Source organism: Bacillus sp. AR2-1 (genome assembly GCF_008368755.1).
In the GTDB taxonomy this organism is placed as follows: Bacteria; Bacillota; Bacilli; order Bacillales; family Bacillaceae_G; genus Bacillus_A; species Bacillus_A wiedmannii.
Genome location: NZ_QORY01000011.1, coordinates 73084 through 93646, shown reverse-complemented (window position 1 = coordinate 93646; position 20563 = coordinate 73084). Strand labels below are relative to the sequence as shown.

Sequence of the window (20563 nt, the reverse complement as noted above, 5' to 3'; positions counted from 1 at the left end):
TCCTTTTCATTAACTGAAAGTAGAAACAGATAAAGGAGTGAAAAACATGTTCTCTTCTGATTGCGAATTTACTAAAATCGATTGTGAGGCAAAACCAGCTAGTACACTACCTGCCTTCGGTTTTGCTTTCAACGCGTCTGCACCTCAGTTTGCTTCATTATTTACACCACTACTATTACCTAGCGTAAGTCCAAACCCAAATATTACTGTTCCTGTAATAAATGATACAGTAAGTGTCGGAGATGGCATCCGAATTCTACGAGCTGGTATTTATCAAATCAGTTATACATTAACGATTAGTCTTGATAACGTACCTACCGCGCCAGAAGCTGGTCGTTTCTTCTTATCATTAAATACACCAGCAAATATTATTCCTGGATCAGGTACAGCGGTTCGTTCTAATGTTATTGGTACTGGTGAAGTAGACGTATCCAGCGGTGTTATTCTTATTAACTTAAACCCTGGTGACTTAATTCAAATTGTGCCAGTTCAGTTAATTGGAACTGTAGACATCCGTGCTGCAGCATTAACAGTTGCACAAATTAGCTAGTAAAAAGCGGTATTTCTAATACAGAAATACCGCTTTTTATATATAATAAAAAACACTCACAGTAACATGAGTGTTTCATTCTTCATAATGTTTTATTGTGTTCTTCTTTTTCCCGCAATTACATCCTTTTTTCTTCACAAAACCTTGTTGTTGCAATTGTTCTTGATATGCCTGTTGTTGCAATTGGTGTTGTTGCTGTATATGATACCATTGCTGCAGGTCATATGAATTTTGCCTTGGATTATTGCTCACAGCAAACATCTCCTCTACTGTCAATTCTGTCTATTTACTATATGAACAACTCCTTATTTCCGTTCCCTCATTCATTTAAACTCCGCTTTTTCTCGTATTATGCAAATATACTATTCTCCCATAAAATATCCTGTGATTGTTTCAATGATTGCTGCTGCACCTGCAATAGCTAATAATGCAAGTAACGGCTCTGCAACGATAGGAATCCAATTATATAAAACTAATAAAAAAGCACTAACCCATACACCTGTACACCAATAACAGCTTAATAATTCGCCAACCCACTTTCTTAATCCTTTACCTTTTACTTTTGTAAAAGTTGATACACTTCCATCTGGCTCTGTAATCTCTAACTCATCAATAAACGGTCTTCGCAAAAAGGCTGTAATTTTATCATAAACAATTAAACGAGTGAGCCTAAAGGCAGCTAACGCAAAAATAAAAAATAAAAGCCAGCTTGTAAACAGCATGATTCCACCTTCCCTTATCTTCTTTCGCCTATTTAAAAAAAAAGGTCTTGAGATTGTGACCAAATCTCCTCGACTCCAATATCTTATTAATGTAAATACAAACAAGAAGATAAGGAGTGACATTAATGAGTTGTAACGAAAATAAACACCATAGCTCTTCTCATTGTGTAGTTGACGTTGTAAAATTCATCAATGAATTACAAGATTGTTCTACAACAACGTGTGGATCTGGTTGTGAAATTCCATTTTTAGGTGCACACAACACTGCATCGGTAGCAAATACACGCCCTTTTATTTTATACACAAAAACTGGAGAACCTTTTGAAGCATTTGCACCATCTGCAAGCCTTACTAGCTGCCGATCTCCAATTTTCCGTGTGGAAAGCGTAGATGATGATAGCTGTGCTGTCTTACGTGTGTTAACTGTAGTATTAGGTGACGGTTCTCCTGTACCGCCTGGTGACGATCCAATTTGTACGTTTTTAGCTGTACCAAATGCAAGATTAGTATCGACATCTACTTGTATCACTGTAGATTTAAGCTGTTTCTGTGCGATTCAGTGCTTACGCGACGTTTCTATCTAATAAGTTAAGTAAACTAAAAAACTATTGAGGTGGTAGAAGATTTTCTACCACCTTTACATATTTAAAAGCCGGCCATACTAATCGATTGGATATCATCTATAGACAACTTAATATCTCGCATACTATTTGGCGGCATAATAGCTACAATTCCATTACGATACGATATGATTGATCCAACATATGAGACTGTAGCTGTTTTTATTCTGCACCTTATTTTCGGAATATAATGAGGGCGGTTTAATAAAAAATGAATCTTCTCTTCATTATTCATATCCTTAAATGATTTATTATATGGGACAGTTCTCACTGGCTCTTGTTGTTCTTGTTGTTCTTGTTGTTCTTGTTGCTCTTGTTGCTCTTGTACTTGTTCCGCTTCTTCCATTTTTTCTTCTACTTGTTCCTCTTCTTGTTGCTCTATTACCTCTTCCACAGCACTACTTACAATGTTTTCGTTTCTATTACTTTCCTCTTTTCGATCTTCATTTTCAAAGTTTGTTAAGATAATTCTTTTTATTTTCGGTGCAGCAAGTTCCAAATTTACTTGCGCAATATATAACAACGGTTTTCCAACTGTTGAACTTTTATTTTTATTCTTCACACTCGTCCCTCCCACTTCCATACGTAGCTGAATAAATTGTGTACTATTATAGTTATATTCATAACGTGGTAAGAACTTTCGTTAAAAATTGTTCTTTCTAAGAACAAATAAAAAGGACAATCTCAACATTTAGAGATTGTCCTTTAAAAATTAATATTATATTTATCCTAGGATATGATACCCTGAATCAACGTGAATGTTTTCTCCTGTTACGCCGCGTGCTAAATCACTGAATAAGAATACTGCTGTATCCCCAACTTCTTCTGGAGTTGTTGTACGACGAAGTGGTGCGCGCTCCTCAATTTCTCTTAAAATTGAGTTAAAGTCGCCTACGCCTTTTGCAGATAACGTACGAATTGGTCCTGCAGAAATAGCGTTAACGCGAATGCCGTGTTGGCCTAAATCGTTAGCTAAATATTTTACGCTCGCTTCTAATGAAGCTTTCGCAACACCCATAACGTTATAGTTTTTCACAACGCGCTCGCCGCCAAGGTATGTTAACGTTAAAATATTTCCGCCTTCTGTCATTACTTTCTTCGCTTCTCTTGCTACAGCTGTTAAAGAGAATGCACTAATATTTTGTGCAAGTAAAAATCCATCGCGAGAAGTATCTACAAATTCACCTTTTAAATCATCACGATTTGCAAAAGCAATACAGTGTGCAACACCGTGAATTGTACCAACCTCTTGCTTGATTGTTTCAAAGCAAGCTGTAAGTTCTTCATCATTTGTTACATCACAAGGTAATACAAGTGATTCTTGTCCTTCTAATGTGTCCGCTAATTCACGAACGTTTCTTTCTAAACGTTCTCCTGCATATGTGAATATTAATTTTGCACCTGCATTATGCAAAGAGCGAGCAATTCCCCACGCAATACTTCTTTGGTTCGCAACGCCCATAACAACAAATGTTTTCCCTTGTAATAGTTCCATGATATATCCTCCCAGAATTACTTATACTTGTTATTAGTACCTGATACTATAATTATAGTACCATAAAACCTCTTAAAGGCAAACAAAAAAGTCATTAACTTAAATTTTGTTAATGACTTTTTGTTTCTATAAAAAACCGCTCTAATCCTTCTTCCCAAGAAGGCATTTGTGAAAAACCATTTAATCGTAGCATGTTATGTTGGAAAACAGAATATTTCGGTCTAGCTGCCGCCGATCCAAATTCTTCGGTGGAAACAGGTAATACATTCACTTTCATATTTGCATCCGAGAATATTTTTTTGGCAAATTCAAACCAAGAACATGAACCTCTATTTGATACATGATACGTACCGTATAAAGAAGTGTGAATGAGCTTATTAATCATCACATTTAAATCCGCCACATAAGTAGGAGAACCAATTTGATCCGCTACAACAGATAATTCTGCTCTTTCTTTTCCTAACCGCATCATCGTTTTCACAAAATTGTTTCCATACTTACCATATAACCACGATGTTCGAACGATAAAATATTTATTATGTAACTCTTTGACAAACTGCTCTCCCGCATACTTAGAAGCCCCGTATACATTTATCGGTGATGGATTATGAAACTCATGATAGCCATCTGGTCTGTCACCTTGAAATACATAATCGGTACTAATATAAACTAATTTCGCCCCTACTAATTGTGAAGCAACCGCTACATTTCGAGCTCCTATTGCATTTATTACATAAGCAAGGTCTTGTTCTTTCTCAGCATGATCAACCTTCGTATACGCTGCACAATGAATAATTATATGTGGCCTTATTTCTTGTACCACTTGCTGCATTCGGGATATATTTGTTATATCTAGTAACTTTTTATCAAATGGATATATGTCATATTCTTCAGCATTTAACTCTTCTTGTAGTTGCTTTCCCAATTGACCATTTGCTCCCGTTATGATAATCCGTTCTTTCATTTATATGCCCCTTATTTTTCTTTTAGTGGTTTCCACCATTCTATATGATTTTCATACCATTCCACCGTTTCTTTTAGCCCCTGTTCAAACGTATACTGTGGTTCCCACCCGAGCTCATTCTTCATCTTTTGTGCATCAATCGCATAACGACGATCATGCCCTAAACGGTCTGTAACATACGCAATATCTTCTTTCGTTTTTCCTAAGAGAGAGATAATTTGTTCCACAACATCTACATTGGTTTTTTCATTATTTCCACCTATATTATATACTTCTCCTATACGTCCCTTATGCAGAACAACGTCAATCGCACTACAATGATCCGTTACATGTAACCAATCTCTTACATTTAATCCATCGCCATATAACGGTAGTTTTTTTCCTTCCAGCGCATTCGTAACCATTAACGGAATTAACTTTTCAGGATATTGATACGGCCCATAGTTATTGGAGCAACGCGTTACTATAACTGGTAATTGATATGTTTTATAATAAGATAAAGCTATCATGTCGGCGCTCGCTTTGCTTGAAGAATATGGACTATTTGGAGCTAACGGGGTTTTCTCGGTAAATCTACCTATCTTACCTAACGAGCCGTACACCTCATCTGTTGATACTTGCACGAGTTTAATATGTGGATATTTTTTTACTAATTCTAATAAGGTGACTGTCCCAATTACATTTGTATCATAAAAAGGGATCGGATTTTCAATACTACGGTCCACATGTGATTCAGCTGCGAAATTGACAATTACTTGCACATCACGTTCCTTAATAACATGCTCCAGCAGCTCTCCATTTTGAATTTCACCTTTTACAAAATAGTAATTCGGATGATCTTGAATAGACTTTACATTATTTAAGTTTCCACTATATGTTAATGCATCGAAATTAATAATTTTATATGTTTCATAGCTTTGTAACATATAATGCACAAAATTACTTCCAATAAATCCGGCCCCACCTGTTACTAATATATTCATACACAACTCTCCTACTCAAAAACTATCTTCATATTCCTGAAGTAACGGTAATATTCGATCTTTATCAGACAAAATAGGGCTTGTTACCGGCCATGGAATTGCTAAGTCTTTATCGTCCCAAAGTACCCCTGAGTCATGATTAGCACTATAATACTCATCTACTTTATACATAACAATAGTATGCGGGACAAGTGTACAAAAACCATGTGCAAATCCTTTTGGCACTAATAATTGCCGATGATTATCCGCGCTTAAAATATATCCTCTCCACTGTTTAAACGTTGGTGAATTTTTTCGCAAATCAACGATAACATCATAAATTGCTCCTTGCATAACTTGAATAAGTTTCGTTTGTGCTTTCGGATTTTTTTGAAAGTGTAATCCCCGAATCGTTCCCGCTTCTGCCGAATACGAAACATTATCCTGTACAAATGAATACGTAACTCCCAATGTTTCTAGCACCTTCTTATTATAACTTTCAGTAAAAAAGCCACGCTCATCTCCAAATAACCTCGGTTCTAACAATTTCGCGTCGGTAAAGTTTGTTTCTATAACTTTCATATTCTCACCTATTCTCCGTTAAACTGTTTACCAAAGTTTATATCCCGCGCTAACGTATTCGCCCTTTGAAGAGAAACATGAGTTCCTGCATCAGTCCACCAACCGCTCATTTCATTATAAGTAAGTACCCCTCGTTTTAAATACCAATTATTGATATCTGTAATTTCAAGCTCTCCCCTTGCGGAAGGTTTTAATTCTTTTATATAAGAAAAGACTTTCGGGTCATATAAATAAATTCCTGTGACTGCATAGGAACTTTGCGGCTCTTTCGGCTTTTCTTCAATTTCAATTATTTTACGATTTTGAATATTTGCTACGCCAAATCTCTCAGGATCATCTACAGATTGCAGCAGTACTTTCGCACCTTCTTTTTGATTTGCAAACTCTTCAACATACGGACGAATATCATCCGAAAAAATGTTATCGCCTAATATAACTACCATGCGATCATTCCCAACAAAATCTTCACAAAGCCCTAATGCTTGTGCAATTCCGCCAGCCTTATCTTGCACACGATACGTAAAGGACACGCCAAACTCTTGACCGCTTCCTAAAAAACTAACAACATCTCCCATATGCTCTTTACCTGTAATAATCATAATATCTGTAATCTCACATTGTTTCAGCTTATATACTGCATGATAAATCATTGGATAACGTCCAACAGGAAGCAAATGTTTATTCGTTACTTTTGTTATTGGATATAGCCTCGATCCAGTACCACCTGCTAAAATAATCCCTTTCACTCTGCATCTCTCCCTTATGATGGAGATAAAATATCTTTATACTGTTCTACAAACACTTTTCGATCTTTCTCATATGTATCCGCATCAAATTCATCTCCGTTATAATGAATACACCATAAATTTGATTGATTTGGGATACCAATTAAATAACCAGCCCTTTGAAACTCTAAAGACTGTGATACATCATAAAAGTGGAACCCTTGAAACAAATCTTCTCGCCACGGAATATCATACTGTGTTGCCATGAATAAGCCATCAATTGCCTGCACCGACATAAAAGATTGGCTTCCATAAAACCCCTGATCTAAATTTAATAATTGATAATTCCGTCTTCTATACTCAATCACTTTCCCTACTAAATTTTTCCCTTCCCACCATATCCCGTTACTCGGTAAAAATTGGGCTCCAGCTACTCCAATTAAGCCGAGCTTTTCATTATCTTTAAAAAGGGAAATAATTGTATAGAACATCTCTCGATTAATAAGATAAGTATCCTGATGTATATAAACCTTATACTTCGCGGGATATGAAAGTGCTCGGTTATATGCGCTTGCCATACTTTTCGCATCTCGTATCGGAAAAATTTGTACGACATAATCAGGGGGAACAAAAAGGTTTCTTATTTGTCTCTCGCATTGTTCAAATAGCTCTTCATTATTTACACAAACAACAACTAATATTGTACGATCCTTCATTTTGTAGCCCCTCTATTCGTCTTGATTTACATCTGACATATAGTTCTCCACAAATATCTTTCTATACTTGTCATAGTTGGTCATATTCACATCAATATGATAGTGAATGCACCACGCATCACGCTGTACAGGAACCCCAACTGTATAGCCAGCTTTTCTAAATTCAAATGAATGAGATACATCATAATAGTCAAACCCATCAAACAAGTCTTCTCGCCAGGGAATATCGTATTGCGTTGCCATCAATAAACCGTCGATACATTCCACAGGCATAAATGTTTTTGACTCATGGTACGGCTGTTCTTGAGTTGCCATATAAAATAAATCGTTCATATAACCAATTACTTTCCCAACAACTCCCTTGCCTTCATTCCATATCCCGTTTGGAGGAACATATTGGGCTCCAATCATTCCAATCATTCCAAGATGTTCATGTTCGTTAAATAATTGAAGTAATCCATATAAAAATGCCACATTCATAATGAAAACATCTTGGTGTATATATACTTTATATTTCGCTGGATGCGAAATCGCTTGATTATATCCGCTCGTCATACTTTTCGCATTCCGAATTGGCATAAATTGTACAGTATACCCTGGAGGCACTGCTAAGCTCAATATATGTCGTACACACTGTGCATACATTTTCCGATCATTTATACATGTAACAAATAATATTGTTTTTTCAGCAGCACTCATAGCTGTGATTTTTCTGCTTCAATAATATACTGAAATACGACCGTCTCAGCCATGAAGCCACTTCCAAGACGATATTTTTTACAAATTCCATATAATTCCTCAATAAGTGGTTCGTACATTTTATGATCAACATATACACGATCTACTTTACTAATCGAATAACCTGCTTTTAAAAACATTCGGAGCATTTCATTAAATGTAAAGAAACGAATATGCGTTTTATCTAATAAACCATATTCTGTATACGTCCAATTTCCAGCAAGTAACGGCGCTAATACTGAAATGTGAGCAACGTTTGGTATACTTGCTAAAATCACACCATTTTCTTTTATATATGGCTTTACTTTTTCTATTACAGCCCACGGATCAAATAAATGCTCTAATACGTCTCCGAATATGACGCAATCAAATTGCTCCTCCTCATAAGGGAGATCTATTTTCTCTATATCCCCTAAAATAACATGATCAAGTCTTTCTTTTGCTTTTTCTGCCGCCTCTGGGAATGCCTCAATTCCGGATACACGTATGCCATTTTCTTTTATAGCTGCTCCCAATGCACCGCCCGAGCAACCAATATCAAGAACTTCTTTCCATTCCTTTTTTATATGCTTTAATAAATTCGGATTCGCTGCATTGTAATAATGCTCGGACTTTTCTTCATATAGAGAACTTTTTTCACGATTCATTTTACACACTCCTTATGCAAATTGAATTTGAAATATAAATCTCATTCACCAAATATTGGTTCCATTACTGATACACTAATATATAACCAATCTATTAGTGTTAGAATAACGATAAATCATTTCTAACAAAACGAAACTTATTACACTTTATATTGTTTATCAAAAACACCCCGAAAATATTTGCGGTTATATTCAATTGCAGCATTATTCGGAACATAAGAAGCTGCTAGTTCATTGTAATAATAAGCTTTATCTTGCTCTCCTAACTTGCTATAACAAATACACATTTGTAAATAGGGAAGCCATGTGTAGCTCGCTGGACTATGAAACGGACTCTCCGTCGCCATTGGTACTTCCGTTGCAAGTTTAAACCAAAATATCGCTTCGTTATATTTTTGTTGTTCCATATATATATATCCTATTCTTGTACAATTCTCTCCTCTAGGAACATCATATCGAAACGACTTCACGCAAGATTCAACTGCTTTCTCCCACATTCCAATCTTTGCATAGCAATCTCCTAACTTACCACATGCATAAATTTTCTCTTCATACCATCCTTCGTCTTGATTAAGAAATGTTTCATATAGTAGAACTGCATCATCATATTTTTGATTATCCATAGATTCATTCGCGTAATAAAATAAATCTCTCGGACTCAATTCTTCTCCAGCTGCTACAGCATCTTGAAAAATTTTCAAATTACGATTTGTTACCTTTTTTTCTTTTTTATGTGTAATAGCAACATTACTACTAAAAGTTTCACCAGAAATAGCTAAATATTCATGAACCTTTCCAAACCATTGAAATTGTTTTTCACGCTTTACAAGTCGATTTCTTTTTGTACAATATAAAGGTTTCCCGTTAGAATCCATTGCAAGATGATACGGCATCGAAACTGCATCCACATTAGGATCTAATTCTCTTTTTAATAGGATCAATGCCTCTTGAGCATCTTCTAATAACACATCATCAGCATCTAGCCATAATATATATTCTTGTGTTGCTTTCGAAAAAGAAAAATTTCTAGCTGCCGCAAAATCATTAATCCATGGAAAGTCATATATGTTGGAAGTATATTGAGCTACAATTTCTTTCGTTCGATCAATGGAACCTGTATCAACTACAATAATTTCATCAACAATTTTTTCTACTGCATCTAAACATCGACCTATTGTATCTTCCTCATCTCGAACAATCATACATAAACTAATTGTGATTCCTTGCTTGTTCAACATAATCACCCTCTTCCAAATCAATCATATGTTATACATACAATAAACTTTCCACTTTTTTAACTTACACAAGCAGTTTAAGATTTCTTTTCAATAATTCAAATGTCCGTGTCATTTTCTTCCGGTTTTGCATCTACTATATAATGAACGCTTTATGGAGGTGAATTTATGTCAAATAATAATTATTCAGATGGATTGAATCCCGATGAATCTTTATCAGCTAGTGCATTTGACCCTAATCTTGTAGGACCAACATTACCACCAATACCACCGTTTACCCTTCCTACCGGACCAACTGGGCCGACTGGACCGACTGGGCCGACTGGACCAACTGTACCAACTGGACCGACTGGACCGACTGGACCGACTGGACCGACTGGACCGACTGGACCAACTGGACCAACTGGACCGACTGGACCGGCTGGCGTTATTTGTAGGACGTAGAGGCCGGCTGGACCGACTGGGCCGACTGGGCCAACTGTACCAACTGGACCGACTGGACCGACTGGACCGACTGGACCCCGACTGGACCAACTGGACCAACTGGACCGACTGGACCAACTGGAGACACTGGTACGACTGGACCAACTGGGCCAACTGGAGACACTGGTGCTACTGGACCAACTGGGCCAACTGGAGACACTGGTACTACTGGACCGACTGGGCCAACTGGAGACACTGGCGCGACTGGACCAACTGGTGCTACCGGACCGACTGGACCAACTGGGCCAACTGGACCAACTGGACCAACTGGACCAACTGGGCCAACTGGACCGACTGGACCATCAGGGCTAGGACTTCCAGCAGGATTATATGCATTTAACTCCGGTGGAATTTCTTTGGATCTTGGACTTAATGCTCCAGTACCATTTAATACTGTTGGATCTCAGTTCGGCACAGCAATTTCTCAATTAGATGCCGATACTTTCGTAATTAGTGAAACTGGATTCTATAAAATCACTGTTATCGTATATACTGCAGCCGTAAGTCTATTAGGAGGACTTACAATCCAAGTAAATGGGGTACCTGTACCTGGTACTGGAACGACTTTAATCTCAGTTGGAGCACCTATCGTTGTTCAAGCAATTACGCAAATTACGACAACTCCATCATTAGTTGAAGTAATTGTTACAGGACTTGGATTATCATTAGCTCTTGGTACGAGTGCATCCATTATTATTGAAAAAATCGCTTAATTTTTTCCTTAGCAGTAAAACTGATATCAGTTTTACTGCTTTTTCATTGGTAAATTCAATCATTAAATCCTTCTTTTCTACATAGTCATAATGTTGTATGACATTCTTCAGGAGGCAATTATATGGAAAATAAATCGGCTGTCCAGCTTTATCTTGAGTTATTAAAGAAAACAATTTTATTTGAAATATGGCTAGAATACGAACCATACTTACCTGCTTCTTTACATATATCTAAAGAACTATCATATGAACCAGTTACGGTTCCACTTCCTTTATTTCTTAAGCAGTATATAGAAAATCACAATTTAAAAATCGTTAATCCTAATGTTTCAAACGATGAGCGTCAAGGTGGCAAGGATTGGCCAAGAGCTGCACACAGTATGGTTGGTCGAAAACGTATGAATCAATTACAAGAGGCGATGGAAACTGTAGTCAGGGAAAATATAGAAGGCGATTTTATTGAAACTGGTGTATGGCGCGGAGGATCATGCATTTTTATGAATGGGTTTTTACAAGCAAACAACATTAAGGATCGTACTGTATGGGTTGCCGATTCGTTTGAAGGTCTGCCCGCACCTAACTTAGAACAATATCCGAAAGATTACAGTGATTATTTGCACACATTCGATTACTTACGAGTTTCTTTAGAAACAGTGCAAGAAAACTTTAGAAAATATGATTTATTAAATGATCAGGTGAAATTTTTAAAGGGTTGGTTTAAAGATACATTGCCTTCAGCACCGGTAGAAAAAATTGCAATTGCTCGCCTTGATGGTGATATGTATGAATCAACGATGGATAGTCTTGTAAATTTATACGATAAAGTTTCAACAGGTGGCTTTATTATTATTGATGATTATGGATTGATAACATGCGCAGAGGCTGTAACAGATTTCAGAAGTGAAAGAAACATAAAAGCTCCTATGACTCAAATTGATGATTTCGGTATTTATTGGCGAAAAGAATAGAATACAATTTTATTTTTTTGAGGGGTTCTATCACACTACTTATTCATAAGGACCTATCATGTAAAGTTCCCCTCACTTTAAATGATTAACTTATATATGCAATAAAAATCTCTTACTTTACTACAAGGACGGAGTGAATGTATGAACGAAAATGAGAAAAAAATCACATTAATTCCACCCCCAGAACTCGTTCAATATGTAGGTGGTGACTTTGAAAAAGTTGGAAAAGAGTTTATACAGTATTTTATTGAAATTGGCAATTTAAAATCAAATGAAACAGTGTTAGATATAGGCTGTGGTATCGGTCGGATGGCGGTTCCATTAATGAACTATTTAAGCGATGATGGTACTTATTATGGATTTGACTTATTTAACAAGGGAATTACATGGTGCAAAAATAACATTTCAACACGCCGTAACAATTTCCATTTTGAACATGTCGATATATATAACCAATTCTATAATCCCGATGGAAAAGAAGATGCTTCTCAATACAAGTTTCCATATGAAGATGAATCATTCGATTTTATTTTTTTAACGTCTGTATTTACCCATCTTCTTCCGAAAGAATTAGAACATTACGTATGCGAGATTGCACGAGTTCTGAAAAAAGATGGAAGATGTTTTATTACTTTCTTTTTAATTAATCCTGAATCTTCCTATTACTTAAATGCAGGACTAAGTACGTTAGGTTTTTATCATCAAATTGACAATTGTTATGTTCTAAATAAAGATATCCCGAATTTCGCAGTTGCCTATCCTGAGGAAGATATTCGTACTCTATTAAATAAATATGGGCTAGAAGTACAGACTCCTCCCCATTATGGTTCATGGTGTGGCAGAACTGAACACACCAGTTATCAAGATATTATTCTTACACAAAAAATTTCTGAAAGGTAGTTGTATATGGAAAATATAAAAAATTCACCTCTCGTTTCCATCCTTATTCCTACCTATAATCGACCACATTATTTTAAAATTGCTCTAGAAAGTGCATTAGCACAAACGTATTCCAATATTGAAATTATTGTAGGAGACGATAGTACAAATCATGAAACAGAAAAATTAATATACAGACATTATTTACATAAGTATAAACATATAACGTATATTCGAAATCCCTCTACTCCAGGACAATTTCATAACTCCCTTATGCTCTTAGAACAGTCAAATGGAGAGTACATAAATTTCTTAATGGACGATGATATATTTTGTAATAATAAAATTGAAAAAATGATGTTTTATTTCCAACAAGACTTAAATAAAAACCTTGCACTTATCACATCCTATCGTACTTGGATCAATGATGATGGAGATATAATTGAACAACACCCCTCCATGAAAAAATTATATGATGAAGATACTCTACTCAATGGGAAAGATTTTGGAAACCGTATGCTTTTGGCGGGACAAAATATTATCGGCGAACCTACAATCGTACTCTTTAGAAAAAGTCTATTAGCAGAACCTTTCGGCACTTTAAATGGCAGAAAATATGGTTGTAGTGTTGATATGGCCTCTTGGATCAATTTACTTTCAAAAGGTGATGCCATGTATATCACTGAGCCTTTAAGTTCCTTCCGCGTTCATTCTGGACAGCAAGTACGTCACAAATTCCTTGAAGGCTGTGAAGATTTTTCTCATCTCGTTTTAACCTCAAAAAAGTATGGTTTCTTACAAGACCCCAAACATTATAAAAAGGGTTTGATAAGAGCTTACGGATGGTATAAAAATGCGTTCAAATATTACAATCTATTTCCGAACCTCATTCCAGATATAAATACACATGCACGTCTTTCCTATTGTTTAAATATAATTACAAAAGAACTCCGTGCCATATAGTCCATCACAAGGAAGGAGCTATTCCTTCTTTGTGATGTATGACTTCCCACAAATAGTGGAATAAATGTATGCATAGTCTGCTTGTATATTATTTTTATCATGACATGATTCATGTACTTACTAGGCAATAGAAAGGAATACATACATTGAAAGATCTGAATTCTCAATATCAAATAGACTACGTATTACTATTCATCTTATTTGCCATTGGGACTGTTAGTTGCTTTGCAATTGCAAGTGCACAAGCCTCTTTACCACCATTTTTGCAAAATGTAAATTTTGTATTAAAGCAAATCCAATGGTACTTCATTGGATTTATAGCCATCGGTTTTATTATGATTATCGATTTCGATCGTTATCAAAAAATTGCTTGGTATTTATATAGCTTTGCACTGGTACTACTAATTGGACTAGAACTTCAAGTACCAGGTGCCGTTACAATAAAAGGTGCGACCGCTTGGTACAGGCTTCCAGGCATCGGAAATTTCCAGCCTTCTGAAATTATGAAATTGTTTTTAATTATCGTCACCGGACGAATTATAGCAAATCACAATGAGAAATATTTTTTCCGAACAATACACGGCGATTTTTTATTACTCGGAAAAATATGTGCAACAAGTTTGCCTCCCCTACTACTTATTGCAAAGGAACCTGATTTAGGAAACACAATGGTAATTTCAGCTATGCTCGCAGCAATGATACTAGTTTCTGGTATACGTTGGCGTTTTATTTTCGGATTAGTTTCTGGTATTTTTGTAGCTGGCGTTACATTAACGTATATTTTTTTTACTCATACAAAATTCTTTAAAGCACACATTTTACAAGAATATCAACTAAATCGCTTCTACGGCTGGTTAGCGCCATACAAATATGATGCGCAAGGCTATCAATTAAGACAAGCTTTCTTAGCTACTGGATCAGGGGAAATGCAAGGAAAAGGTTGGGAAAATGGACAAGTATACTTTCCAGAACCACATACAGATTTTATTTTCACCAATGTCGCTGAGCAATTCGGCTTTTTAGGTGCAAGTGTCATTATTTCACTTTTTTTCCTACTTATTTTCCGCATGATTCATATCGCTTTAGAAAGTAATGACCCTTTCGGTAGTTACATCTGTGCTGGTACAATCGGAATGTTTACCTTTCAAGTATTTCAAAATATTGGGATGACCATCGGATTACTACCTATTACAGGAATTACATTACCCCTTATGAGCTACGGAGGAAGTTCCTTACTCACATACATGATAGCGATTGGATTCGTTTTAAACGTTCGCTCAAGAACGAAAATCTTTATGTTTAAATGACGAGCAAAAACAGTATATTTTTATCTCTATCCTTTTTTAGATATACTAATGAAAAATATGGTGGAGGTTTAAATATGAAATTTGACATTATAGGGGATATTCATGGATGCTTTCAAGAGTTTCAAGATTTAACGACGAAACTCGGATACAACTGGAATAGTGACCTGCCGTTTCACCCTGACCAACGTAAGCTTGCTTTTGTTGGTGATATTACAGATCGCGGCCCTCATTCATTACGTATGATTGAAATTGTATGGGAACTTGTCATAAATGAAAAAGTAGCTTATTACGCTCCGGGAAATCACTGTAATAAACTATACCGTTTTTTCCTTGGGCGTAATGTGACAATCGCTCATGGACTCGAAACAACTGTTGCCGAATATGAAGCACTGCCTTCTCATAAACAAAACATTATAAAAGAAAAATTCATCACACTTTATGAGCAATCCCCTTTATATCACGTACTCGATGAGAAAAGGTTAATTGTATGTCACGCTGGAATTCGGCAAGATTATATAGGAAGACAAGATAAAAAAGTACAAACCTTTGTATTATATGGCGATATTACAGGGGAAAAACATGCTGACGGCTCTCCTGTCCGTCGCGACTGGGCACAAGAATATAAAGGAAAAGCTTGGATTGTATATGGACATACACCCGTTAAAGAACCTCGCTTCGTAAATCATACAGTCAATATTGACACTGGCGCTGTATTTGGTGGCAAACTAACCGGACTACGTTATCCTGAAATGGAGACCGTTTCCGTCCCTTCCTCCCTGTCTTTTGTCCCTGAGAAATTTCGCCCAATTTCATAACGACCCTTATTTAGATATCATTCACAAATTACGAGGATTATCGTATCATTTAGGCGGCTCTCCTATAAAAACTAGGTAAAGTAATTAAAAAAAGATGCAATAAAGTGCATCTTTTTTTAATTACACGGCATATACTGTCGCAGGAGGTGACAGAATGAAGAAAAAATCTTCTAAACAAAAAAGAAAATGCCCGCCTTTTTATCTACCCATGTACGGAATTAACAACTGGTGCAGCATTCGAGCTGCAGCTTTAGAAGAACCGGACGGACAAGGGGCTTCCCCCAAAAACAAAGCTAAACCAAAATATGTCTCTTTAGAAAATGCTGTAATGAGCCGCATAATCGATAATAGAAAAACAAAGATGCAGCAAAAAAATAAACCTCTCTCTACTCACACTGAACAGGTTGTGCCTTCTGAGCAAACAGAGAAAAATACAGAAGAAGACATCCCTGTAGCAATAAATAAAAAAGCAGAATCAGAAATTCCAGCTGCTATTATAAATCAAGTGAAAAAAATAAGAGAAGCATTAGCACCATCCAATGATATACAAACAGAAAAAACGATCATAATTCAAACTCCTACACCTGAAAATACAAAAGTAAAAAAAGGGGGACGATATGCACATGCAGAGGGGCTTCACTCTAATGCAGAGGGTACAGCTTCACATGCAGAAGGACTTCTTACACACGCAAAAGCTTCTTTCTCTCATGCGGAAGGATCAAAAACGAAAGCAACTGGACATAGTTCCCATAGTGAAGGAAGTGAAACGACAGCAGGTGGCTCTTATTCTCATGCGGAAGGTAAACATACAATCGCTTTAGGCGAAGCAGCACATGCAGAAGGAACCGCGACTATCGCTAACGGATTCTCTTCTCATGCGGAAGGTAATCATACATCAACAGCTCATTTTGCAGGTAGCCATATTATGGGGCGCTTCGGCACAGCAGAAGAATCTTATTCTTGGTTTATTGCAAACGGCACAAATGAAACCGATCATAATATCGGTGCAAAGTGGCTTGCTCATAATGGGGAAATGTATATTGATGGCGCTTCTTACAATGCAAGTGGAACTGATTTTGCACAAATGTTTGAAACAACAGACAATAATTTTATTGATGTAGGTTATTTCGTTACATTTAGTAGCGAAGAAAAAATTCGGATCGCTACTTCAAACGATTCATTCATTTTAGGAATATCTAGTGCAACCCCCGCCCTTATAGGAAATAGCGGTGCTTTAAGTTGGCAAAAACGCTATAAAACAGATAACTTTGGAAAACGCCAATATGTACGTACGGAATCGCAAGACATACAACCTCTTTTAAATACAGAATGGGATCCAACTTGCAAATATATAGCAAGAAAAGATCGTACCGAGTGGCTTCCTGTCGGATTAATTGGACAAATGTTAGTACGCGATGACGGCACTTGCGAAACGCATGGATATTGTCGTCCAAATAACGATGGCATTGCTACAAAATCCGAAAGTGGCTTTTTCGTTATAAAGCGCACGGGTGAAAATCAAATTTTAATATTATTCCGCTAAGAAAAAAGGAAACAAAATTCTTCGTTACATAAGAATTTTGTTCCCTTTTTAAGTATACCTTAATACCTCTTCCATATCGCTTGGAATCGTTGTAGTGAAAGACATTTCCTTCTCTAAAATAGGATGATAAAACGTCAAAGATGTACTATGAAGTGCTTGACGTTTTATCACATCTCTTCTTCCTCCATATAAATCATCACCAAGTAACGGGTGGCCTATATGAGCCATATGTACACGAATTTGATGCGTTCTTCCGGTCTCAAGCTCAAGTGATACATGCGTCTTATGATTGGCGCTATCCATCACTCTAAAATGAGTAACTGCTCTTTGCCCATTTTCACAAACGGTTCGCTCAATAATGCTATCCGATTTTCGTCCAATCGGTGCATCAATCGTTCCTTCTCGTTCTATCATTTCACCGTGAACAATTGCTTCATATGTTCTTTTCACAGCTTTTTGTTGATGCTGTTTCGATAAAAGATGATGCACGAAACGATTTTTTGCAATAAGCATAAGCCCTGAAGTATCACGATCTAATCTTGTTACGATATGCACCGTACTTGCAAGATGCTGCTTATCATAATGAGATAAGAGCGCATTCGCAACACTACCTGCCGGATGTTCTCTAGACGGAATCGTTGACATGTTCGCCTCTTTGTTTATGACAAGAACCGCATCATCTTCATATACAATACATAAAGGGATATCTTCTTTAATCATCCCTTCACTTCTTTCTTCCACTGGAAAAAAGACACGTAATTCTTCACCAGCTTGCAACTGATGACGAACACTGGCATGTTGATTATTTACTTCAATAGCTCCGCCGCGAAATTTTATATCCGTTAAGGCGGCTTTAGAAATCCCTTTTGTTTTTAAAAATTCTCTAACTAAAGTTCCCTCTTCAGCCGATTCTATATCCCATTTCAATGTAAATCTGTTCAAATATATAAACCCTTTCTATTTATCTGCAACAAACGAGTCACGAACTCGTTTCCAGAACGGGAACGGACGGAAACGAACAAATCGTACTTTCTCGTTTGCAACGCGATACTGGATTGATTTCACATCTTGATGAACCATCGTTAAATGGTCCACCGTAATTTGTAAGTTCATTCCTGCAGCCGGCTTCAACACACATGTATGATGCTTCGGCAATACGAGTGGCGAGCCTACAGTACGAAACACACGGTTATTAATAGATGCCATTTCTGCAATTTGAATCGCTTCAATAGAAGGGTGAATAATAGCTCCGCCAAGCGCCTTATTATACGCAGTACTTCCCGAAGGAGTAGAAATACAAAGGCCATCCCCGCGGAACGTTTCAAAGTACTCTCCGCGTATTTCCACTTCTGTTACTAATGTACCTTCCGCACTTTTAACAGTTGCTTCATTCATCGCCAAATACTGTGACTCTTTACTCCCATTCACATAGCGAATAATCACTTCTAAAAGCGGATATTCCACCACTTGGAATGGTGTTTTAGCAATTGCAATTACTAATTTCTCTACTTCTGTCGGTAACCAATCTGCATAGAAACCTAAATGCCCTGTATGTACACCAACAAATGCTGTTTCATCCAATCGATTATAATAACGATGAAATGCATATAAAAGCGTTCCATCTCCCCCAACAGAAATTACAATATCGGGTTCCTTTTCATCCATTATAAATCCAAAATCTAGCAAGTATTCTTTCATCGTGCTTGCCAGTGTATCTGATGATTGATCTCCCTTTGACATAATTGTAAATTTCATCGCCCAACACCCTTTAGTTTATGATTCGGAATCTTTCGTTTCTTGTTTTCTTGAAAAAGCTTTCTGCGCTTCTTGAATCTCAAGACGAATAGAAGACATTTCTTCATCTAATAAAAACGCCGCTTCCGCTGCGCGTTGCAAGCGTATTTTAATATCTTCAGGAAAACGTCCACTATATTTATAATTTAAAGAATGCTCAATTGTTGCCCAAAAATTCATTGCTAACGTGCGTATTTGGATTTCTACCAATACTTTTTTTTCTCCCTGAATCGTTTGAACGGGGTAACTAATGACAACGTGATAAGAGCGATAGCCGCTATCTTTCTTTTGCGTGACATAATCACGTTCTTCCACGATTTCAAAGTCATTTCGTTTTCGAAGATATTCTACAACAGGCTTAATCTCATCAACAAATTGACACATCATTCGAAGGCCCGCGATGTCTTGCATATCTTCTCTCAGCCGATCTAGCGGTACATTTCTCTTCTCCGCTTTATCAATAATACTAGCAACCGACTTTACCCTTCCTGTTACAAACTCAATTGGAGAATGCTCTGTTAACATTGCAAATTGAGTACGCATTCCTTTTAGTTTCACTTTCAGCTCTGCCACCGCTTGATGGTAAGGTGCTAAAAATTCTTCCCAATTTCGATTCATTTCAACCACCACCAAAATCAATCCATTTGCTTATAGAAATACTTTTTCTACAGCAGTTACTAGTTCTTCTCCGTAATTTGCATTACCTTCAATATTTTCAACTAAATATTCTACTTCTTCTTTTAAATTTTCTAATTCCATTTCAACGTCATTCACACGAACGAACATTACTATATCGTTATTCATCGCTTCATGCATTGCTTCCCAGCATGTGTGCGGAATACTTACATAAATGAAAGATGATTCGTTTTCTAAAATATATAAAAATGATAAATTGTCTGAGTCTACAAGTACGTGATTACGCGCACTTAACTCCTTTACCTCTATTTCATTATTTTCCGCACAAAAAATAAGCGCATTCTCTCTCTTTTCTACGCTCTTAACTTGAATTTTATTTTGCATGCTCTAACTCCTCCATCTCAACTTCCTGTCTTACTTAACAGTATTATTGTATCATAACATGGACGCAAACAAATAAAACATTGAACCAAATTTATGAAAAAGCGATAATGTGTAAAGAATTA

The 20563-nt window shown here is 36.6% G+C and carries 24 protein-coding genes and 1 pseudogene; 9 read left to right on the top strand and 16 right to left on the bottom strand.

Translation table 11 applies throughout. The features are described 5' to 3' along the window. Positions 1-46 precede the first annotated feature (46 nt). On the top strand, positions 47-550 hold the full coding sequence (gene exsF, locus DT250_RS14440; RefSeq protein ID WP_000492943.1) for an exosporium protein ExsF: 504 nt from the start codon (positions 47-49) through the stop codon (positions 548-550). 75 nt (positions 551-625) lie between these two features. Here the strand turns inward: exsF and DT250_RS14435 are convergent, their stop codons facing one another. Together DT250_RS14435 and DT250_RS14430 are read right to left on the bottom strand one after the other, a co-directional pair. Next, complete coding sequence (locus tag DT250_RS14435) at positions 626-811, bottom strand: hypothetical protein (protein ID WP_063224588.1); 186 nt, start codon at positions 809-811, stop codon at positions 626-628. 101 nt (positions 812-912) lie between these two features. Then, the gene (locus DT250_RS14430; RefSeq protein WP_000899663.1) at positions 913-1272 is read right to left on the bottom strand and encodes a DUF1360 domain-containing protein; all 360 of its coding nucleotides are present in this window, start codon (positions 1270-1272) and stop codon (positions 913-915) included. Between the two features lie 125 nt (positions 1273-1397). On the opposite strand from DT250_RS14430, the gene exsY reads away from it, so the two are divergent. Further along, a complete protein-coding gene (gene exsY / locus DT250_RS14425) occupies positions 1398-1856 on the top strand; it encodes an exosporium assembly protein ExsY (RefSeq protein WP_001277748.1) in 459 nt (152 codons plus the stop codon). A gap of 61 nt (positions 1857-1917) precedes the next feature. Here the strand turns inward: exsY and DT250_RS14420 are convergent, their stop codons facing one another. The 10 genes from DT250_RS14420 to DT250_RS14375 all read right to left on the bottom strand — a co-directional run bounded on the left by DT250_RS14420 (position 1918) and on the right by DT250_RS14375 (position 9959). Beyond that, a complete protein-coding gene (locus tag DT250_RS14420; RefSeq protein WP_098133193.1) occupies positions 1918-2475 on the bottom strand; it encodes a spore coat CotO family protein in 558 nt (185 codons plus the stop codon). A gap of 141 nt (positions 2476-2616) precedes the next feature. After that, positions 2617-3387, bottom strand: a complete 771-nt coding sequence (fabI, locus tag DT250_RS14415) for an enoyl-ACP reductase FabI (protein ID WP_000421885.1) — start codon at positions 3385-3387, stop codon at positions 2617-2619. Positions 3388-3496: 109 nt separating this feature from the next. Next, entirely contained in the window at positions 3497-4351 is an 855-nt protein-coding gene (rfbD, locus tag DT250_RS14410; RefSeq protein WP_046958302.1) for a dTDP-4-dehydrorhamnose reductase, read from the bottom strand. A gap of 11 nt (positions 4352-4362) precedes the next feature. Continuing rightward, positions 4363-5334: a dTDP-glucose 4,6-dehydratase gene (gene rfbB / locus DT250_RS14405; RefSeq protein WP_149213216.1), complete on the bottom strand. Its 972-nt coding sequence runs from the start codon at positions 5332-5334 to the stop codon at positions 4363-4365. A gap of 15 nt (positions 5335-5349) precedes the next feature. Beyond that, positions 5350-5895 carry a dTDP-4-dehydrorhamnose 3,5-epimerase gene (gene rfbC, locus DT250_RS14400; protein ID WP_088062494.1) on the bottom strand — a complete coding sequence of 182 codons (546 nt, stop codon included), beginning with the start codon at positions 5893-5895 and terminating at the stop codon, positions 5350-5352. 8 nt (positions 5896-5903) lie between these two features. Further along, the gene (locus DT250_RS14395; protein ID WP_088062492.1) at positions 5904-6641 is read right to left on the bottom strand and encodes a sugar phosphate nucleotidyltransferase; all 738 of its coding nucleotides are present in this window, start codon (positions 6639-6641) and stop codon (positions 5904-5906) included. A gap of 14 nt (positions 6642-6655) precedes the next feature. Then, positions 6656-7336 carry a glycosyltransferase family protein gene (locus tag DT250_RS14390; RefSeq protein ID WP_088062490.1) on the bottom strand — a complete coding sequence of 227 codons (681 nt, stop codon included), beginning with the start codon at positions 7334-7336 and terminating at the stop codon, positions 6656-6658. 12 nt (positions 7337-7348) lie between these two features. Then, a complete protein-coding gene (locus DT250_RS14385; protein ID WP_149213215.1) occupies positions 7349-8035 on the bottom strand; it encodes a glycosyltransferase family protein in 687 nt (228 codons plus the stop codon). Beyond that, positions 8032-8721: a class I SAM-dependent methyltransferase gene (locus DT250_RS14380; RefSeq protein WP_046957029.1), complete on the bottom strand. Its 690-nt coding sequence runs from the start codon at positions 8719-8721 to the stop codon at positions 8032-8034. The genes DT250_RS14385 and DT250_RS14380 overlap by 4 nt, the downstream gene beginning before the upstream one ends. A 140-nt stretch (positions 8722-8861) precedes the next feature. Further along, on the bottom strand, positions 8862-9959 hold the full coding sequence (locus DT250_RS14375; protein WP_046957028.1) for a glycosyltransferase: 1098 nt from the start codon (positions 9957-9959) through the stop codon (positions 8862-8864). Positions 9960-10124: 165 nt separating this feature from the next. Between DT250_RS14375 and DT250_RS14370 the strand changes: the two are divergent. The 7 genes and pseudogenes from DT250_RS14370 (at position 10125) to DT250_RS14340 (ending at position 17627) form a co-directional block, all read left to right on the top strand. After that, positions 10125-11152 (top strand): annotated as a pseudogene (locus DT250_RS14370) (BclA C-terminal domain-containing protein). Positions 11153-11274: 122 nt separating this feature from the next. After that, entirely contained in the window at positions 11275-12120 is an 846-nt protein-coding gene (locus DT250_RS14365) for a TylF/MycF family methyltransferase (protein WP_149213214.1), read from the top strand. A 141-nt stretch (positions 12121-12261) separates the two neighbouring features. Continuing rightward, entirely contained in the window at positions 12262-13020 is a 759-nt protein-coding gene (locus DT250_RS14360) for a class I SAM-dependent methyltransferase (RefSeq protein ID WP_149213213.1), read from the top strand. A gap of 6 nt (positions 13021-13026) precedes the next feature. Continuing rightward, positions 13027-13962 (top strand): glycosyltransferase family 2 protein, encoded by a 936-nt coding sequence (locus DT250_RS14355; protein ID WP_149213212.1) that lies wholly within the window; start codon positions 13027-13029, stop codon positions 13960-13962. Between the two features lie 146 nt (positions 13963-14108). Beyond that, entirely contained in the window at positions 14109-15269 is a 1161-nt protein-coding gene (locus DT250_RS14350) for an FtsW/RodA/SpoVE family cell cycle protein (RefSeq protein ID WP_149213211.1), read from the top strand. A gap of 74 nt (positions 15270-15343) precedes the next feature. Then, complete coding sequence (gene prpE / locus DT250_RS14345) at positions 15344-16084, top strand: bis(5'-nucleosyl)-tetraphosphatase PrpE (protein ID WP_149213210.1); 741 nt, start codon at positions 15344-15346, stop codon at positions 16082-16084. 154 nt (positions 16085-16238) lie between these two features. Beyond that, positions 16239-17627: a peptidase G2 autoproteolytic cleavage domain-containing protein gene (locus DT250_RS14340; RefSeq protein ID WP_075308426.1), complete on the top strand. Its 1389-nt coding sequence runs from the start codon at positions 16239-16241 to the stop codon at positions 17625-17627. Between the two features lie 48 nt (positions 17628-17675). Here the strand turns inward: DT250_RS14340 and DT250_RS14335 are convergent, their stop codons facing one another. From DT250_RS14335 to DT250_RS14320, 4 genes are read right to left on the bottom strand one after another with little or no spacing between them, the layout of a single operon-like run. Then, the gene (locus tag DT250_RS14335; protein WP_087984736.1) at positions 17676-18569 is read right to left on the bottom strand and encodes an RluA family pseudouridine synthase; all 894 of its coding nucleotides are present in this window, start codon (positions 18567-18569) and stop codon (positions 17676-17678) included. Between the two features lie 15 nt (positions 18570-18584). After that, positions 18585-19382 carry an NAD kinase gene (locus DT250_RS14330; RefSeq protein ID WP_000673190.1) on the bottom strand — a complete coding sequence of 266 codons (798 nt, stop codon included), beginning with the start codon at positions 19380-19382 and terminating at the stop codon, positions 18585-18587. A gap of 18 nt (positions 19383-19400) precedes the next feature. Beyond that, entirely contained in the window at positions 19401-20039 is a 639-nt protein-coding gene (gene yjbM, locus DT250_RS14325) for a GTP diphosphokinase (protein ID WP_001081480.1), read from the bottom strand. Positions 20040-20069: 30 nt separating this feature from the next. After that, entirely contained in the window at positions 20070-20441 is a 372-nt protein-coding gene (locus tag DT250_RS14320) for a UPF0738 family protein (RefSeq protein ID WP_001179996.1), read from the bottom strand. Positions 20442-20563 lie beyond the last annotated feature (122 nt).

Bases quoted from the DNA above. Each gene is read 5' to 3' on its own strand.
- exsF (WP_000492943.1), top strand. From the start codon at position 47: ATGTTCTCTTCTGATTGCGAATTTACTAAAATCGATTGTGAGGCAAAA.
- DT250_RS14435 (WP_063224588.1), bottom strand. From the start codon at position 811: ATGTTTGCTGTGAGCAATAATCCAAGGCAAAATTCATATGACCTGCAG.
- DT250_RS14430 (WP_000899663.1), bottom strand. From the start codon at position 1,272: ATGCTGTTTACAAGCTGGCTTTTATTTTTTATTTTTGCGTTAGCTGCC.
- exsY (WP_001277748.1), top strand. From the start codon at position 1,398: ATGAGTTGTAACGAAAATAAACACCATAGCTCTTCTCATTGTGTAGTT.
- DT250_RS14420 (WP_098133193.1), bottom strand. From the start codon at position 2,475: ATGGAAGTGGGAGGGACGAGTGTGAAGAATAAAAATAAAAGTTCAACA.
- fabI (WP_000421885.1), bottom strand. From the start codon at position 3,387: ATGGAACTATTACAAGGGAAAACATTTGTTGTTATGGGCGTTGCGAAC.
- rfbD (WP_046958302.1), bottom strand. From the start codon at position 4,351: ATGAAAGAACGGATTATCATAACGGGAGCAAATGGTCAATTGGGAAAG.
- rfbB (WP_149213216.1), bottom strand. From the start codon at position 5,334: ATGAATATATTAGTAACAGGTGGGGCCGGATTTATTGGAAGTAATTTT.
- rfbC (WP_088062494.1), bottom strand. From the start codon at position 5,895: ATGAAAGTTATAGAAACAAACTTTACCGACGCGAAATTGTTAGAACCG.
- DT250_RS14390 (WP_088062490.1), bottom strand. From the start codon at position 7,336: ATGAAGGATCGTACAATATTAGTTGTTGTTTGTGTAAATAATGAAGAG.
- DT250_RS14385 (WP_149213215.1), bottom strand. From the start codon at position 8,035: ATGAGTGCTGCTGAAAAAACAATATTATTTGTTACATGTATAAATGAT.
- DT250_RS14380 (WP_046957029.1), bottom strand. From the start codon at position 8,721: ATGAATCGTGAAAAAAGTTCTCTATATGAAGAAAAGTCCGAGCATTAT.
- DT250_RS14375 (WP_046957028.1), bottom strand. From the start codon at position 9,959: ATGTTGAACAAGCAAGGAATCACAATTAGTTTATGTATGATTGTTCGA.
- DT250_RS14365 (WP_149213214.1), top strand. From the start codon at position 11,275: ATGGAAAATAAATCGGCTGTCCAGCTTTATCTTGAGTTATTAAAGAAA.
- DT250_RS14360 (WP_149213213.1), top strand. From the start codon at position 12,262: ATGAACGAAAATGAGAAAAAAATCACATTAATTCCACCCCCAGAACTC.
- DT250_RS14355 (WP_149213212.1), top strand. From the start codon at position 13,027: ATGGAAAATATAAAAAATTCACCTCTCGTTTCCATCCTTATTCCTACC.
- prpE (WP_149213210.1), top strand. From the start codon at position 15,344: ATGAAATTTGACATTATAGGGGATATTCATGGATGCTTTCAAGAGTTT.
- DT250_RS14340 (WP_075308426.1), top strand. From the start codon at position 16,239: ATGAAGAAAAAATCTTCTAAACAAAAAAGAAAATGCCCGCCTTTTTAT.
- DT250_RS14330 (WP_000673190.1), bottom strand. From the start codon at position 19,382: ATGAAATTTACAATTATGTCAAAGGGAGATCAATCATCAGATACACTG.
- yjbM (WP_001081480.1), bottom strand. From the start codon at position 20,039: ATGAATCGAAATTGGGAAGAATTTTTAGCACCTTACCATCAAGCGGTG.
- DT250_RS14320 (WP_001179996.1), bottom strand. From the start codon at position 20,441: ATGCAAAATAAAATTCAAGTTAAGAGCGTAGAAAAGAGAGAGAATGCG.